This window comes from Streptomyces sp. NPDC020489, from assembly GCF_044386545.1.
Classification (GTDB): domain Bacteria; phylum Actinomycetota; class Actinomycetes; order Streptomycetales; family Streptomycetaceae; genus Streptomyces.
This window is the reverse complement of record NZ_JBIRUZ010000002.1, coordinates 759,565-774,613: the sequence shown is the minus strand read 5'-3', so window position 1 is coordinate 774,613 and position 15,049 is coordinate 759,565. Positions and strand designations below refer to the sequence as shown.

General features: G+C 72.1%; 17 protein-coding genes. 8 read left to right on the top strand and 9 right to left on the bottom strand.

Annotated elements, in window-relative coordinates; translation table 11 throughout:
* Positions 1–887 (bottom strand): maltotransferase domain-containing protein (locus ACH41F_RS07205; RefSeq protein ID WP_398833628.1); only part of this gene is annotated, 887 nt, incomplete at its 3' end.
* A 71-nt stretch (positions 888–958) separates the two neighbouring features.
* Entirely contained in the window at positions 959–1,258 is a 300-nt protein-coding gene (locus ACH41F_RS07200; protein ID WP_391231901.1) for a DUF5133 domain-containing protein, read from the bottom strand.
* 227 nt (positions 1,259–1,485) lie between these two features.
* Here ACH41F_RS07200 and ACH41F_RS07195 point away from each other — a divergent pair, with 227 nt between their 5' ends.
* Both ACH41F_RS07195 and glgX read left to right on the top strand, forming a co-directional pair.
* Positions 1,486–1,971 carry a pep a2 gene (locus ACH41F_RS07195; RefSeq protein WP_391231902.1) on the top strand — a complete coding sequence of 162 codons (486 nt, stop codon included), beginning with the start codon at positions 1,486–1,488 and terminating at the stop codon, positions 1,969–1,971.
* A gap of 26 nt (positions 1,972–1,997) precedes the next feature.
* Complete coding sequence (gene glgX, locus ACH41F_RS07190; RefSeq protein ID WP_391232340.1) at positions 1,998–4,127, top strand: glycogen debranching protein GlgX; 2,130 nt, start codon at positions 1,998–2,000, stop codon at positions 4,125–4,127.
* On the opposite strand, the gene ACH41F_RS07185 is transcribed toward glgX, so the two are convergent.
* On the bottom strand, positions 4,099–4,902 hold the full coding sequence (locus ACH41F_RS07185) for a VOC family protein (protein WP_391231903.1): 804 nt from the start codon (positions 4,900–4,902) through the stop codon (positions 4,099–4,101). The genes glgX and ACH41F_RS07185 overlap by 29 nt on opposite strands.
* Positions 4,903–5,061: 159 nt before the next feature.
* On the opposite strand from ACH41F_RS07185, the gene ACH41F_RS07180 reads away from it, so the two are divergent.
* Positions 5,062–5,394 carry an ANTAR domain-containing protein gene (locus ACH41F_RS07180; RefSeq protein WP_391231904.1) on the top strand — a complete coding sequence of 111 codons (333 nt, stop codon included), beginning with the start codon at positions 5,062–5,064 and terminating at the stop codon, positions 5,392–5,394.
* Between the two features lie 10 nt (positions 5,395–5,404).
* Here ACH41F_RS07180 and ACH41F_RS07175 read toward each other — a convergent pair whose 3' ends face one another.
* The gene (locus tag ACH41F_RS07175; RefSeq protein ID WP_391231905.1) at positions 5,405–6,196 is read right to left on the bottom strand and encodes a SigB/SigF/SigG family RNA polymerase sigma factor; all 792 of its coding nucleotides are present in this window, start codon (positions 6,194–6,196) and stop codon (positions 5,405–5,407) included.
* 635 nt (positions 6,197–6,831) lie between these two features.
* Between ACH41F_RS07175 and ACH41F_RS07170 the strand changes: the two genes are divergently transcribed.
* Positions 6,832–7,347 (top strand): hypothetical protein, encoded by a 516-nt coding sequence (locus ACH41F_RS07170; RefSeq protein ID WP_391231906.1) that lies wholly within the window; start codon positions 6,832–6,834, stop codon positions 7,345–7,347.
* 21 nt (positions 7,348–7,368) lie between these two features.
* Here ACH41F_RS07170 and hemC read toward each other — a convergent pair whose 3' ends face one another.
* The 5 genes from hemC to ACH41F_RS07145 form a co-directional block, all read right to left on the bottom strand.
* Entirely contained in the window at positions 7,369–8,304 is a 936-nt protein-coding gene (gene hemC / locus ACH41F_RS07165) for a hydroxymethylbilane synthase (RefSeq protein WP_391231907.1), read from the bottom strand.
* A 162-nt stretch (positions 8,305–8,466) separates the two neighbouring features.
* On the bottom strand, positions 8,467–9,477 hold the full coding sequence (locus ACH41F_RS07160) for a questin oxidase family protein (protein WP_391231908.1): 1,011 nt from the start codon (positions 9,475–9,477) through the stop codon (positions 8,467–8,469).
* Between the two features lie 102 nt (positions 9,478–9,579).
* Positions 9,580–10,356 (bottom strand): NPP1 family protein, encoded by a 777-nt coding sequence (locus ACH41F_RS07155; RefSeq protein WP_391231909.1) that lies wholly within the window; start codon positions 10,354–10,356, stop codon positions 9,580–9,582.
* Positions 10,357–10,509: 153 nt separating this feature from the next.
* Positions 10,510–11,490, bottom strand: coding sequence for a non-homologous end-joining DNA ligase (ligD, locus tag ACH41F_RS07150; protein WP_398833622.1), 981 nt, complete (start codon positions 11,488–11,490; stop codon positions 10,510–10,512).
* Positions 11,491–11,662: 172 nt separating this feature from the next.
* The gene (locus ACH41F_RS07145) at positions 11,663–12,400 is read right to left on the bottom strand and encodes an SDR family oxidoreductase (protein WP_398833620.1); all 738 of its coding nucleotides are present in this window, start codon (positions 12,398–12,400) and stop codon (positions 11,663–11,665) included.
* Between the two features lie 144 nt (positions 12,401–12,544).
* Between ACH41F_RS07145 and ACH41F_RS07140 the strand changes: the two genes are divergently transcribed.
* The 4 genes from ACH41F_RS07140 (at position 12,545) to ACH41F_RS07125 (ending at position 15,032) form a co-directional block, all read left to right on the top strand.
* Positions 12,545–13,225 (top strand): TetR/AcrR family transcriptional regulator, encoded by a 681-nt coding sequence (locus ACH41F_RS07140; protein ID WP_398833618.1) that lies wholly within the window; start codon positions 12,545–12,547, stop codon positions 13,223–13,225.
* A 98-nt stretch (positions 13,226–13,323) separates the two neighbouring features.
* Positions 13,324–13,839 carry a MarR family winged helix-turn-helix transcriptional regulator gene (locus tag ACH41F_RS07135; RefSeq protein WP_398833616.1) on the top strand — a complete coding sequence of 172 codons (516 nt, stop codon included), beginning with the start codon at positions 13,324–13,326 and terminating at the stop codon, positions 13,837–13,839.
* A 348-nt stretch (positions 13,840–14,187) separates the two neighbouring features.
* Positions 14,188–14,568, top strand: coding sequence for a DoxX family protein (locus ACH41F_RS07130; RefSeq protein WP_398833614.1), 381 nt, complete (start codon positions 14,188–14,190; stop codon positions 14,566–14,568).
* A complete protein-coding gene (locus ACH41F_RS07125; RefSeq protein ID WP_398833612.1) occupies positions 14,565–15,032 on the top strand; it encodes a peroxiredoxin in 468 nt (155 codons plus the stop codon). Before ACH41F_RS07130 ends, ACH41F_RS07125 begins: the two co-directional genes overlap by 4 nt.
* The last annotated feature ends 17 nt before the right edge of the window (positions 15,033–15,049 follow it).

Sequence of the window (15,049 nt, the reverse complement as noted above, 5' to 3'; positions counted from 1 at the left end):
ACGAACCAGTCGAAGTCCTCGATCGTGCCCAGATCCGGGTGCACCGCGTCATGACCGCCCTCGGGCGAACCGATCGCCCACGGCACCCCGGGATCCTCCGGACCCGCCGACAGCGTGTTGTTCGGCCCCTTGCGAAACGTCGTCCCGATCGGATGGATGGGCGGCAGATACACCACGTCGAAACCCATCGCCGCGATCGCCTCGAACCGCCGCGCCGCCGTCCGGAACGTCCCGTGCGCACGCTCCGGCGTGCCCTCCGAGCGGGGGAAGAACTCGTACCACGCCCCCACCAGCGCCCGCTCCCGCTCCACCAGCAGCGGCAACACCTCCGAAGCGGTCACCAGCTCCCGCAACGGATACCGGGCCAGCACCGCCTCCACCTCCGGGGACAGCGCCCCCGCGAGCCGTGCGGAGACCACCAGCAGGTCGTCGCGCAATGCGTCCGCGGCGGCCAGGACCAGGTCGCGCCCCGCGTCCTCGGGCACCCCGGCCGCCGCCCGGAGGTACAGGTCGGCGCCCTCCTCCAGCACGAGGCCGACGTCGATGCCGGCCGGGATCTTGATGCCGGCGTGGTGGCGCCAGGTGGCGATCGGGTGGCTCCAGGCCTCCACGTGATACGTCCACCGGCCCACGGCGTCGGGGGTGACGTCGGCGCCCCAGCGGTCGGAGCCGGGGGCCAGTTCACGCATCGGGGTCCAGGGGCCGGGGCGGCCCTCCGGATCCGTGAGTACGACATTGGCGGCGACCGCGTCATGGCCCTCGCGGAACACGGTGGCCGTGACCTGGAACGTCTCCCCAGGGACCGCCTTGGCCGGGCTGCTGCCGCCGTCGACGAGCGGCCGAACGTCCCGTACCGGGATGCGGCCGATGGTGGTGTTCGCGCTCATGGGTCTCACCTCCGCCGTGCTCGAGGCCGGGCCCGTGGCCCGGCCGGGGATCGAAGCTGCGCCGGAAGGGTCTACCTCCCCGCGGGGGTACGCACCGGCGTCACCGGCGGGCCCCGTCGGACCTCGGTGGTCGCGCAGAACTGTTCGTCCTGCTCGCGCAGATAGGTGACGGGACTCGTCCGCAGATAGCGTTCGGCGGCGTCGGCTGCCTCGCGCGCGCAGCGTTTCCCCATGAGTACGCACAGGGTGTAGCCCGCGTCCTCGAAGGTGGCCCGTGCCCCGCGGTCGGCGGGGGAGGCGAGCATCACGCGTTCGCAGGCGCGGTAACGCCGAAGTTGCCGGGCGACTTCGGCCTTGGCCGGTAGCAGCATGGCGCCGTTCACCTTCCATGGAGAGTTTCACTCATGGTGCACGGGTGACGACGTAGCGTCTTGTTGGATCTTCAACCACCTCGGTGGCCCCACCGCTCGCTCGTGTTGCACGAATGGCGTAGCACTCTCACTCTTGAGGTGACTCAGGAGCGATCACTGCTCACGCTGCGCGTTCGCCCCGCCGGGGCGAGGAGCGGCAGAGCTTCGCCGGTGAGGAGCCAACGACGATGAACACCGCAGTGCCCCGCTACTACCACCTCGACGTGGACGTCACCCCGGAACGGGTCGATCAGGTCAGCCGCATCCTGGCGGCTCACCTGCGGTACTGGGACCTCGACAACCTGGTCGAACCCGTCTGCCGCGGTGCCGAGTTGCTGCTGAAGGCCATCGACGAGCACGCGACCGACAAGTTCACCTCGATCGAGATGTGGTGGAACGGCCAGCACCTCATCACGGCCGTCGGCGACGACGACCGTGACCTGCGCCCGGACCAGGACCTGCGCGGCTGCCTGGAGCACATCGCCGCGATGAGCGACGGCTGGGGCTGCTGCGCCACGGAGACCGGCAGCAAGGTCATCTGGTTCTCGCAGCGTGCCCGCGCCGGTGAGCGCGTCCCGCTGGTGCCCACCGCGCCCGTGCCGAGCGAGCGCGAGGTGCTGCAAGTGCCGCGCGAGGAACCGGTCGTCGGCCGCGTCCTGGAGGACGCCCGGTGACCGCGGAACGCCGTCGCACGGCAGGGGTGCCCGTCTGGAGCGGGCACCCCTACCCGTTGGGCGCCTCCTACGACGGACAGGGCACCAACTTCGCGCTCTTCAGCGAGGTCGCCGAGTGCGTCGAACTCGTCCTCGTCGACGACGACGGCGGCCACCGCAGCGTCCCCCTCGCCGAGGTGGACGGCTTCGTATGGCACTGCTACCTGCCCGGCATCGGCCCCGGACAGCGTTACGGCTACCGGGTGCACGGGCCCTGGGACCCCGGGTTCGGCCACCGCTGCAACTCCGCGAAGCTGCTGCTCGACCCGTACAGCAGGGCCGTGGACGGACAGGTGGACCACGATCCCGCGCTCTACGACCCCGCCGCCGACAGCGCCGGACACACCATGCTCGGCGTGGTCACCGACCCGTTCTTCGACTGGGGCGACGACCGCCCGCCCCGCCGGCCCTACGCGGACACCGTCATCTACGAGGCCCACGTCCGCGGCATGAGCCAGACCCACCCCGACGTGCCGGCCGAACTCCGCGGCACGTACGCCGGGTTGGCCCACCCGGCCGTCGTCGAGCACCTGACGTCCCTCGGGGTGACCGCGGTGGAGCTGATGCCGGTGCACCAGTTCGTGCACGACGGGGTGCTGCGCGGGCGCGGACTGTCCAACTACTGGGGCTACAACACGATCGGCTTCTTCGCCCCGCACAACGACTACGCCGCCCACGGCACCCGCGGTCAGCAGGTCACCGAGTTCAAGTCGATGGTGCGCACCCTGCACGCGGCCGGCCTCGAGGTGATCCTGGACGTCGTCTACAACCACACCGCCGAGGGCAACGAGAAGGGGCCCACCCTCTCCTTCCGGGGCATCGACAACGCGTCGTACTACCGGCTGGTGGACGGCGACTGGGCGCACTACTACGACACCACCGGCACCGGGAACAGCCTGCTGATGCGGCACCCCTACGTGCTCCAGCTCATCATGGACTCGCTGCGGTACTGGGTCACCGAGATGCATGTCGACGGCTTCCGCTTCGACCTCGCGGCGACCCTGGCCCGGCAGTTCCACGAGGTGGACCGGCTGTCGGCGTTCTTCGACCTGATCCAGCAGGACCCGGTGATCAGCCGCGTCAAGCTGATCGCCGAGCCGTGGGACGTCGGCGAGGGCGGCTACCAGGTGGGCAACTTCCCGCCGCTGTGGTCGGAGTGGAACGGCAAGTACCGGGACACCGTGCGGGACTTCTGGCGCGGCGGCGAGCACACCCTCGGCGACTTCGCCTCCCGGCTGACCGGCTCCTCCGACCTGTACCAGCACAGTCGGCGCCGACCGCGGGCCAGCGTCAACTTCGTGACCGCGCACGACGGTTTCACCCTGCGCGACCTGGTCTCCTACAACGACAAGCACAACGAGGCCAACGGCGAGGACAACAACGACGGCGAGAGCGTCAACCGGTCCTGGAACTGCGGGGTGGAGGGCGAGACCGACGACCCCGCCGTGCTCGAACTGCGCGCCCGCCAGCAGCGCAACTTCCTGGCCACCCTGCTGCTGTCGCAGGGCATCCCGATGCTGTGCCACGGCGACGAACTCGGCCGCACCCAGGGCGGCAACAACAACGCCTACTGCCAGGACAACGACGTCTCCTGGATCGACTGGCGGCTGACCGAGGACCAGCGCGACCTCGCCGACTTCACGCGGTACGTCGTGGGCCTGCGCGCCGCCCACCCCGTGCTGCGGCGTCGGCGCTTCTTCCGCGGCGAGACCGTGACCCACGCCGGCCAGCCCCTGCCCGACCTCGTGTGGTTCGCGCCGGACGCGCGGGAGATGACCGACGAGGACTGGCTGCGCTCGGACGCCCACTCCGTCGCCGTGTTCCTGAACGGTGACGCCATCGCCGAACCGGACCCGTGCGGCCGGCCGGTGGTGGACGACTCCTTCCTGCTGCTGCTGAACAGCTACTGGGAGCCGGTCGACTTCCGGCTGCCGGACCCGGACTACGGCGAACGCTGGACGACGCTGATCGACACCGCCGAGCCGAAGGGCGCCCCGGACGAGACGGAGCACAAGGCGCAGTCGGTGCTGAGCGTCGAGCCGCGCAGCCTGGTCCTGCTGTCACGGCCCTCGAAGACGGCGTCCCCGCTCAGCGGGCCCGGCGCGCCGTCACGGTGAACCTGGCCCCGTCGGGATCGCGCAGCACGGCCTCGTCCTCGCCCTTGGACAGGACGCTCCCGCCGTGCTGCTCGGCGGCCAGGGCACAGGCGCCGACGTCCGAGACGGCGAAGTGCACCTGCCAGTGCGGCCGAATGGTGGGATCGGGCGCCGCTCCCAGTGCCCCCGACTCGATCCGGGCCACGACGTCCCCCTGGCTGCGCAGGACGACCTCGCCGCCCTCGTAGCGGACCTCGCAGCAGCCGGGCCGGTTGGAGGCCCAGTCCAGGACCTCGCCGTAGAAGATGGCCGCGTCGAAGGCGTCGCGGGTGTGCAGGCGGATGAAGGTGGGGGCGGCGCGGCGCCAGCTGCCCCAGTTGGAGACGAGCTCGCCCTCCCAGATCCCGAAGGTCGCCCCGTCCCGGTCGGCCAGCAGTGCCGCCCGTCCGGGCGGGAAGGACAGCGGCCCGACGGCGGCGGTGCCGCCCCGCTCCTGGGCCCGCGCCACGGCCTCGTCGGCGCTGGGCACGGCGAAGTACGGCGTCCACGCGACCGCCATCTGCCACATCGTGGCGACCGCGGCGATCCCGGCCACCGGGGTCCCGTCCGCCACCGCCATCCGGAACCGGTCGCCGAGCCTGGCCGGGCGCCACTCCCAGCCCAGTACGGCGGTGTAGAAGGCCTCGGCGGCCTCCTGGTCCCGGGTGGTGAGGCTCACCCAGCAGGGGGCGCCGAACACGGAGTGGGTGGAGACGACGTCCGTCGTACCACCGGGTCGTCTGATGTCGTGGTTCATGGCAGTCGCGTCCTGATCTCGCCGGTCGGCGGCTCCTGGTCTGCTGACAGTGTCCGACCGGAACCGTTCCCAGCGCCTGTCGAGTACCCGGCGGACATGACCGAAACGAGCGGGACGCACCCGGTGGCACTGGGCCGGTGGAGTGACGAGGATGGTGGGGTGACCACGGAACGGGACGAACCCGGCGACGAGACGGACCGTGTCTTCGCGCTCCAGGCGGAAGTGGAGCAGCTGAAGGAGGCGGTGACCGCGCATGCCGTCGTGGACCAGGCGATCGGCATGGTCGTCGCGCTCGGACGCGTCACCCCGGACGAGGGCTGGGCGGTGCTCAAGGAGGTCTCCCAGCACACCAACATCAAGCTCCGCAACGTCGCCGAGCTGATCCTGATCTGGGGGCGGAGCGGACAGATGCCGCCGGAGATCCGGGTCGCGCTCGAGGAGGCGCTCGACCGCCACGGCCCGACCCAGATCCCCGGCTCGACCACGGAGTGACCCGCCGGCATCACCGGACCTCGGCGAGCAGTTCCTCACGGATCTGGGCGAAGCAGCCGCTGAGCAGCCGGGAGACGTGCATCTGCGAGATGCCCAGTTCCTCGGCTATGCCGCTCTGCGTCATGCCCTGGAAGAACCGCAGGTAGAGGATGGTCCGCTCGCGCTCCGGAAGGGCCCGCAGACAGGGCCCGACGGCGACGCGGTCCACCACGATGTCGTAGCGCGGGTCGGGGCCGCCGATGGCGTCGCCGAGCGCGTACCCGTCGGTGCCGGGCATCTCCGCCTCCAGGGACAGCGCGGAGAAGCACTCCAGGGCCTCCATGCCGCTGCGCACCTCGTCCTCGCTGAGCTGGGCGAACTCGGCGATCTCGGCCACGGTGGGGGCCCGCCCCTGGGTCGTCTGCGACAGCTCCTTGAGGGCCGCGCGGACCCGGTTGCGCAGGTCCTGCACCCGTCGGGGCACGTGCAGCGTCCACAGATGGTCGCGGAAGTGCCGCTTGATCTCCCCGGTCACGGTCGGTACGGCGTACGCCTCGAAGGCGTAACCGCGCGCGGGATCGTAGTGGTCGACGGCCTTCACCAGGCCCAGTGCGGCCACCTGGTAGAGGTCCTCCAGGGACTCCCCGCGGCCCTTGAAGCGGACCGCGATGCGCTCGGACATCGGCAGCCAGACCGCTATGAGCTCGTCGCGGAGCGCCTTGCGTTCCGGGCCGTCGGGAAGGGAGGCGAGTCGTTCGAAGGACGCCGCGGTGTCGGGGGCGTCGTCGTGCGGGTGCTGCCTGGTTCTGGTGGTGACGCGCATCGCGCGCACCTCCCTCAGCGGATGCTGGGATGGGAAACAACCACGGGAGGCGCGCTCGGAATCCGAACGGAGGACACCGGGGACGGACTCCCACGGACGTGCCTCCTGTCCGAAGCACATAGCTGCGCATTCCCGGTGGCGCGCGAGTCAAAACAATCCGGGACATTTCGTTCAAAACGATGTACGCGCCGACACCCCCCGCACGCGGTGCGTGAGCGACCTCGACCTGCCCTGGGGGCGGCTGCCTCCGCTGCCCAGGGAATGGTCGGCAGCGACCCCCGCGCCCTCGGCAGGCGTCGTCGTCCCGGCTGCCAAGTCGGCGCCCCGCGCGGCCTCCTTCTCGGCATGCCCGCCCCTCTCGCACCCGACTTCGGGGTACTGTTCGGCGCCCCCACGCTCGGCATCGTGGCGGCCTCGTCACCGCTGGGTCGGCTCGCGCGCTGATCTTGGGCGGGACGTGATGTGCGGCACGCCCGCGGGGTGGTGCGCCCCCCGGTGTCGGGGAGTTCTTCCTGCGCACGGCTTGATCACTGATCAAAGGGGGTGAACCCGCTGGCCACAGCGCATTCTGCTCATTTGACAGTGCGCTGAGCACACAGATAGGAAGCAGCTCTCTGAGGGACAAGAGGTGGATTGTGTACGAGCCGAACGTGGTCGGGGACTGGCAGGAGTACGACGAGCGTGCCGGTCTGCGTGTCCGCGTCCACCGGCTGGAAGCCTCCGAGCCGCCACGCGGCCGGGACGACGCCGCCGAGGGCCTCACCTACTTCAGCGTCCGCGTGACCGTCGAGAACCGCGGCGACCGGCACTCCACCATCCACCTGGAGGACGGCCAGATCGACGTCCGGATCGGTCCCGACGGCGAGGCCGCGTTCATCGACTGGCGCAACTCGCAGTTCATCGAGGGCTTCGACGTCTACCCGCTGCGCCGCGCCACCGCCGTGCTGTACGCGGCGGGCCCGGAGGCGTCCCTGAGCCAGGTCGACGTGCAGATCCAGCTGCGGGTCGACGAGGAGTGGGCCGACCGCAGGCTGTGGGCGGGCGGCATCGGCCTCCAGGAGGGCGCCGTGAGCTGCGCCGCCGGACGGGACGGCCTGGCCCACCAGATCAGCACCTTCCTGCGGGACCAGGCCGAAGAGGGCAGCGCCTGACGGTCGTTGCCGGCCGCGGGCTCAGTGCGGGATGCCGTCGATGATCTCCCGGGCGCCCTGACGCAGCAGCGCCACCGCGACCGAGGTGCCGAGCGTGGCCGGGTCGAGCCGGCCCGCCCACTCGTGGGCGTTCAGGCGGGTCTTGCCGTCCGGGGTGAACACACAGGCCCGCAGCGACAGTTCGCCCCCGTGGTCCACGCGCGCGTACCCGGCGATCGGGCTGTTGCAGTGCCCCTGGAGCACATGCAGGAACATCCGCTCCGCCGTGGCCTCCCGGTGGGTGTCCGGATCGCCGAGCCCGCTGACCGCGTCGATCAGCTCGGTGTCGCCCTCGCGGCACTGGAGCGCCAGGATGCCCGCGCCGATCGGCGGCATCATGGTCTCCGGGGAGAGGACCTCGCTGATCACGTCCTCGCGGCCGATGCGTTCCAGGCCGGACACCGCGAGCAGCAGCGCGTCCGCCTCTCCGGCCGCCAGCTTCGCGAGCCGCCGGTTGGCGTTGCCGCGGAACGGCACGCACTCCAACTCGGGATGCGTGGCCGCCAGTTGTGCGACCCGGCGGACCGAGGAGGTGCCGATCCTGGTGCCGGCCGGCAGCTCGTCCAGGGTGAGCCCGCCCGGGTGGACCAGGGCGTCCCGGATGTCGTCCCGCTTCAGGAACGCGGCGAAAGTGGTCCCCGCCGGGAGCGGCCGGTCGGCGGGCACGTCCTTGACGCAGTGCACCGCGAGGTCGGCCTGTCCGGCCAGCAGCGCGGCGTCGACCTCCTTGGTGAAGGCGCCCTTGCCCTCGACCTTGGACAGGTCGCCCATCCACTTGTCGCCGGTCGTCCTCACCGGTACGACCTCGGTGCGCACACCCGGGTGCAGTACGGCCAACTCGGCGCGGACACGCTCCACTTGGGCGAGCGCCATGGGCGAGTCGCGGGAGACGATACGGATCAGCTCGGGCACGGACATGCGGGACACGATAGACCCTCGCGACCGAGCGGCGGTCCGGTACCGCTCTCCTCACGCGCGTCGCTCGGAGGAGTGGGAACCCCCGCGCCCGAGAGCGCGGCCGGGTCCGCCGGAAGTGCGCACCAGGCAGCGATGGCGCGGGAGTTCGCGCCGCGGCACCCGCTATCCGGCGAGCGGATCGCTCATCTCGACCGAGCGCAGCGCCGCCGCGAGCGCCAGGTCGTCACCGACGTCGAGGGCTGTGTCGGTGAGCTTGATGACGTGTTCGTCACCGTGGGCCAGGGCGCGTTCCAGGACCTCTTCGGGGGTGAGGCGGGCCGGTGGCGTGTACGTGACCCCGTCCGCGGGGCCGTACATCGCGGTGACCGCGGCGGAGGCGTTCCAGGCCGCGTGCAGGCTCGGCGCCCACAGGGTGCGGGGCAGCGCGTCCAGGGTGCGCAGGACGGCGTTGGGGGCGGTGGCCGCGTGGACGAGCATGGTCGGCTCGCCGTGGCCGTGGGTGGCGTAGCGGTGGGTGGCGGCGTGGACGAGCTCGGTGAGCCGGGCGCGGGCCGTGGCCGGGTCGCTCACGTCGTCGGCCCATGTGGGCAGGTGGCGGACGGCGCCGAGACGGTTCCGGAAGCCCAGGTGGCCCGGTTCGATAGCGGGCACGGCGTCCAGGGACTCGCGCGCGCTCGGCGCACCCGGCAGCGCGGTGAGGCCGGTCACCGGCTGGTGCCGGGCGGCCCAATAGCCCAGCGCGTGCGCGAGTTCGGTGACCCGGGGCGCGTTCTCGCCGGCCTCCAGGGCGCGGACGGCGTGGCCGACCCGGATCACGGTGTGGGTGGCACCGCCGTACAGGCCGGGCAGCAGTCGTGGCCACCACGCGGCGAGGACGGTTCGCCACGGGCGTTCGGCGAGGGCGCGGGCATAGAGGTCGGTCCAGTCGGTGACACGGCGTGGATCGCCCAGCGCCTCCCGCCAGTTGGCCTCCGTGACGGGCGCGACGCGGTCGGGGAAGTCCTCCAGCTTGTCCCGGTACTGGTCCAGCCAGCGGTGCACGGCGTTCGCCTGTCCGTGGGCGGCGAGCGCCTCGACGACCATGGGGGCGTGGTTGCTGAGCCAGCCCTCCCGCTCGGGGCCGAAGGCGTGGACGCGTTCGAGGGCCTCTTCCAGGTGTCCGCTTGTGTTCATGACAGGGACGGTATGCCGCCCGTCGGGGGGCGGGGATCGGGCGCGGGACCCAGACCCGTGCGTGCCTGGGTCCTAGGTCTCGCGCCCGATGCGGTCACCGGGTCACGCGTTGGGGTCGAAGGCGATCCCCGACGGCTTCGCGGATGCCAGATGGTTGGTGAAGTTGCCGTCCTTCAGACCGAAGTTGGCGCTGCCGAAGTCGTACGCGCTCAGCTTGTCTCGGACTCCCGAGGGGTAGCCGTTCCATCCGACGAGCGGCGGGTACTGCCAGGTGCCCTTTGCGTTCTCCGGCGGCTCGTCGTTGGAGTTGGCGAGCCGGAAGCAGTGGGTGCGGATGCCGTCCTTGTGGTAGACGACCTTCGCGTGGCTGCCCTCGAAGCGGACGCCGGAGGCGGCCGTGATGGTGAACGAGCCGTGGTTGGACGTCGAGACGTACTGGACCGCGCCGTTCTGCACCCAGATCACGACGTGCTCCCAGTCGTGCCGGTGCCCGCCGATGCTGCTGCCCGCGACGGCCTGGTCCTTCTCGAAGTACAGGCCGTACATATAGGCGCACCAGCCGTTGTTGCACTTGGAGCGCGAGTACGAGTTGGTGTTGTTCAGGTCCGCGAGGTCGTGGCAGTCGCCGCTGAGCGAACCGGTCGGCTTCAGACCGGCATTGACGGTCCCGTCGGGGCCGATCGCGGGCGTCGGGTAGCAGCCGTCGGTGTCGTAGTCGAATGCCGGCTGGTAGGTGTACTCGGCCGACTCGGCGTTGGTCGGCAGGGCGGTGGGCGGGGCGGCGAAGGCGACGCTGGGGAAGGCGACGACCAGGGCGGCGGCGCCGGCCAGACCGGTGAACCATCTCGCGCGGTGCCTCTTGAACGACGGTGACGACACTGCGTCCTCCTCCTGGTACGGGCGCAGCCGAACGGCTGTGGGGGAAAGGGAGGTTCAGCTTCCCCTTTTTTCATGTCCGCGCCAAGACTGTGCAAGCGACTCTCTGGTAAAGGCCGTTGGAACCTTGGGGTCCCTTGGATCCTGTGCGGGTTCTCAGCCGAGGTCGTCCGGCAGGTCGGCCGCCGACTCCTCCGGCGCGAGGTCCGGACGCAGTCGCAGCCAGGACGGCTGGCGCAGCAGACCCGCCCGGGTGCGGGTGGAGTAGCGGACCTCGCCGACGAGTCGGGGCAGGACCCAGTGGGCGCCCGCGACCGGGGGCGCGGGGGAGAAGGGGCACGCGTCCGTGGCGGCGGCGCGCAGGAGCGCGGCGAGCTGGGCGCGTTCGGTCTCGCTCCAGCCGGTGCCCACGCTGCCGACGTACCGGAGCCGTCCGGCGGCGCGCTGGCCGACCAGCACCGCGCCCGGCAGGCCGGTGAGCCGCCCCTTGCCGGGCAGCCAGCCGCCGACGACGACGTCCTTGCTGCGCATGTTCCGGATCTTGATCCAGGCCCGGGAGCGCACCCCGGGCTCGTACACCGAGTCCAGCCGCTTGCACACCAGGCCTTCGAGGCCGTGGTCGAGGGTGGCCTGGAGCGCCTGCCGGCCGTGGCCGACGAGGGCGCCGGGGGTCGACCAGTAGGGGCCGTCCAGGCCGAGTTCCTGGAGCCGGTCGCGCCGGCGGACGTACGGGAGCGCGGTCAGGGTGCGGTCGGCCAGGTGCAGCACGTCGAACAGCACCAGGTGGACGGGGACTTCGGCGGCCTTCCGGGCGGCCTTGCCGGGGGAGTGGGCCAGCCCCATGCGGGACTGGAGGAGCTGGAAGTCGGCACGCCCCTGCGCGTCGAGCGCCAGCACCTCGCCGTCCAGTACGGCGGGCAGGGAGCCGAGTGCGCTGCCCAGCGCCGCCAGTTCGGGATAGGCGCCGGTGATGTCGTCCCCGGAGCGGGCGCGCAGCAGCACGCTGCCGTCACCGGCGAGGTAGACCACCACACGCTGGCCGTCCTGCTTGGTCTCGTAGGCCCAGCGCGCGTCCTGTGCGGGGGGTGGCAGGGTGCCGGAGGTGGCGAGCATGGGCGGGATCAGGGGGAGCTTCACGGGTGAGGTGTCGACGGGCCCCGCCCTCGGCACGCGCGCGTGAGGGCGGTTTCGCCTGAACGGCGCTGCACGTACGGGCGGGGGTGGGGCCGCCCGCGAGGGCGTGACCGGGCCCGGGGGTGGGTGCGGCGCCGGGGTCGGTATGGCGCGGGGTGGGCCTCGCGCGATCGCCTCAGATGATCCCGCCGTTGGCCCGCAGCACCTGCCCGTTGACCCAGTGCCCGGCCGGGCCGACCAGGAACGCGACCACCGAGGCGATGTCCTGCGGCGTGCCCAGGCGCTCCAGCGGCGGCTGCGCGGCCAAGCGGGCCACGGTCTCCTCGTCCTTGCCGTCCAGGAACAGGTCGGTCGCGGTCGGGCCGGGGGCCACGGCGTTGACCGTCACGTCACGGCCGCGCAGCTCACGGGCGAGGATCAGTGTCAGCGCCTCGACCGCGCCCTTGCTCGCGGCGTAGGCGCCGTAGCCGGGGAAGGACAGGCCGACGACGGAGCTGGAGAAGTTCACCAGCGCACCGCCCGGACGCAGCCGTCGGGCGGCCTGCTGGTCGACGACGAAGGTGCCGCGGATGTTGGTGCGGTACAGGGCGTCGAGCTCGTCGAGGTCCAGCTCCGCGATCGGAGCCAGGGGCATGCGGCCGGCGGCGTGCACGACCGCGTCCACCCCGCCGTACGTCGTCTCCGCGAGGTCGAAGAGCGCGGCCACCTCGGTCTCGTCGCCGACGTCCGCGCGGGCGGCCACGGCCGAGCCACCGGCCGCCTCGATGCCGCGCACGACCTCGTCGGCCGCGTCCTTGTCGCCCGCGTAGTTGACGACGACGGCGAACCCGTCGGCGGCCAGCTGCCGGGCGGTCTGGCGTCCGATGCCGCGCGATCCTCCGGTGACGATCGCGACGCGCTGCTCTGTGCTCATGTCCGCTCCTCGTGTGCCTTGCGAGCTGGTGGGCTGTTTCCTTGTTAGCGGCGCTACGTACGTCGCGTAACGACGATAACACAGCTTCGTAGCGTTGCTATTCCCAACTCGTATCAGCGCTACGGATGGCGTACCGTGCGGAGCATGGACGCGAGGGAAAAGATCCTGGAAGCCGCCGCGGCGCTGCTCGCCGTGGCGCCCGCCGCCGATGTCTCCACCCGGGCCGTGTGCGAGGCGGCCGGAGTGGGCGCGCCGATGCTCTACCGGCTGTTCGGCGACAAGGCAGGGCTGCTGGCCGCCGTGGTGGACCGGGGCTTCGAGCAGTACCTCGCCTCCAAGCGGGCCGCCCTGCCCGGCGAGGACCCCGTCGCCGACGTCAAGAACGGCTGGGACAACCACATGCGGTTCGCGCTGGAGCACCCCCACCACTACCGGCTGATGTACTCGCCCGAGCTGACGGCCCCGCCCGGCGCCGTGCGCGAGGCCCATGACCTGCTGCACGCCATCCTCGAACGCTGCGCGGCGGCCGGCCGGCTGAGCGTCCCGCCCGCTCTGGCCACGCAGGTGATCATGTCCGCCAACGTGGGGGCGGCCCTGTCGATGCTCACCCGGCCCGAGCAGTACCCGGACCCGGGCTTCTCGACCCGTCTGCGCGACGCGGTGATCGACTCCCTGACCCGGCCGGCGGGCCCCGCGCAGGCGGGCGGCGTCCCCGTGGCGGCCGCCACCCTCGCCGCCCGGCTGCGCGCCGAACCGCCCGCGTCCTTCACGCCCGCCGAGTCGGGCCTGCTGCATCAGTGGCTGGGGGCGCTCGCCGGGAACTGAACCCCTCGGGGGTCGGGTGCGAGGGCCGCCCGGTTCGCGGACCACCGAAGCACCCCCGCTTTACTTGCGTTACGCAACGATAGGGTAAAGTGGCGGGCATGGCCCCTCCCTCAGTCCCCGAGCTGCCCGACGGCCCCGCGTCCCCCGAGGTGGCGGAGATCGAGCGGGCGCTGACGCGCATCACCTACCTCAGCACCCGCGCCCGGCAGCACGAGCGGCTGATGGCCCTGGCCGGGGTCCCGCTGGACCGGGCCGCCGTGGCACTGCTGCGGCAGATCGCCGACTCCGAGCCCCTGCGCCCGGGGGAGCTGGCCAACCGGCTGGGCGTGGAGGCCTCGCACGTGACCCGCACCGTGCAGCAGCTGCACAAGTCGGGCTACGTCACCCGGGTCCCCGACCCCGACGACCGGCGCGCCCAGCGCATCGAGCTCACCGAGGCGGGCCAGGAGGCCGTCCACCGGGTCCGTGAGGCCGGCGTGCGGGGCATGCAACTGGCTCTGGCCGACTGGGCGCCCGAGGAGCTGGGCCGACTCGCCACCCTCTTCCACCGCATGGTCGACGACTTCCTGGCCTACGCCGTCGACGACGACTCGGACCCGGCGACCACCGCCTGAGCCGTGGCGCCGGGCTCTCGCCCGGTCGGCACCCCGGCACCTCGGCAGCCCACGGCGCGGTCAGGGCGATGAGCGGCGACAGCGCGATCCGCGGGGACGTGGCGAGCACGTGCGACGCGATCGAGGCGAGCACATGCGACGCGACCGGGGTGAGCACGCGCGGCACGACCGTGCCGGCCGCCTGCTCGCCGCCGGCGCCCTCTCCGGCGTACGGCGAGCCGAAGGCGCTCAGCCGCACGAAAAACGATCGACGGGCGGACGAGCGCCCCCGCACGACCGGCAGGGGCGAGGCACTCGCGGATCTACCGTCCAGTAATATCCGGCGGCAGGCCCCCCATAGGAGGAACCGTGCCCCGGTCCGAACGTTCACCCCTGCTGCTCGCCGCCCTGCTGGCCGGCGTGGGGGTCACCCACTTCGCCTCGCCCCGCTCGTTCGACGCGACCATCCCGCGGTCCCTGCCGGGCTCGCCCCGGACCTGGACCTACGCCAGCGGCGTCGCCGAGTTCGCGCTGGCGGCCGGGCTCGTGGCGCCGCGCACCCGCAGGGCCGCCGCGCTGGCCTCCGCCGCCTTCTTCGTGGGTGTCTTCCCCGCCAACGTCAAGATGGCCGTGGACTGGCGCCACCGCCCCACCCCGCAGAAGGCCCTCGCGTTCGGCCGGCTGCCGCTCCAGGTGCCCCTGGTCCTGTGGGCCCGCAGCGTCGCACGGAACACGGAGGGCCGGTCATGAGCGCACGCGTCGGCGTCGGCGACAAGATCGACGACTTCGAGCTGCCCGACGAGACCGGCACCCCGCGCAGCCTGACCTCGCTGCTCGCCGACGGGCCGATCGTCCTGTTCTTCTACCCGGCCGCGATGACGGCCGGCTGCACCGCCGAGGCCTGCCACTTCCGTGACCTCGCGGCCGAGTTCGCGGCCGTCGGCGCCCGTCCCGTCGGCATCAGCGGCGACTCCGTGGAGCGCCAGCAGGAGTTCGCCGGCAAGCACACCCTCGGCATGCCGCTGCTGTCCGACGCCGACGGGACGATCCGGGAGCGTTTCGGCGTGAACCGCGGCTTCTCGCTGGCGCCGACCCGGCGGGTCACCTTCGTCATAGCCGAGGACCGCACCGTCCTGGAGGTCGTGCGCAGCGAGCTGCGGATGAACACCCACGCCGACCGGGCCCTCGCCGCGCTGCGCGCCCACCGCGCGTGACGGCGGAGTCCCGGATG

Coding starts and splice junctions, on each gene's coding strand:
- ACH41F_RS07125 (WP_398833612.1), top strand. CDS start 14,565: ATGAGCGCACGCGTCGGCGTCGGCGACAAGATCGACGACTTCGAGCTG.
- ACH41F_RS07135 (WP_398833616.1), top strand. CDS start 13,324: ATGGCCCCTCCCTCAGTCCCCGAGCTGCCCGACGGCCCCGCGTCCCCC.
- ACH41F_RS07200 (WP_391231901.1), bottom strand. CDS start 1,258: ATGCTGCTACCGGCCAAGGCCGAAGTCGCCCGGCAACTTCGGCGTTAC.
- ACH41F_RS07185 (WP_391231903.1), bottom strand. CDS start 4,902: ATGAACCACGACATCAGACGACCCGGTGGTACGACGGACGTCGTCTCC.
- hemC (WP_391231907.1), bottom strand. CDS start 8,304: ATGTCCGTGCCCGAGCTGATCCGTATCGTCTCCCGCGACTCGCCCATG.
- ACH41F_RS07140 (WP_398833618.1), top strand. CDS start 12,545: ATGGACGCGAGGGAAAAGATCCTGGAAGCCGCCGCGGCGCTGCTCGCC.
- ACH41F_RS07160 (WP_391231908.1), bottom strand. CDS start 9,477: ATGAACACAAGCGGACACCTGGAAGAGGCCCTCGAACGCGTCCACGCC.
- ACH41F_RS07195 (WP_391231902.1), top strand. CDS start 1,486: ATGAACACCGCAGTGCCCCGCTACTACCACCTCGACGTGGACGTCACC.
- ACH41F_RS07175 (WP_391231905.1), bottom strand. CDS start 6,196: ATGCGCGTCACCACCAGAACCAGGCAGCACCCGCACGACGACGCCCCC.
- ACH41F_RS07145 (WP_398833620.1), bottom strand. CDS start 12,400: ATGAGCACAGAGCAGCGCGTCGCGATCGTCACCGGAGGATCGCGCGGC.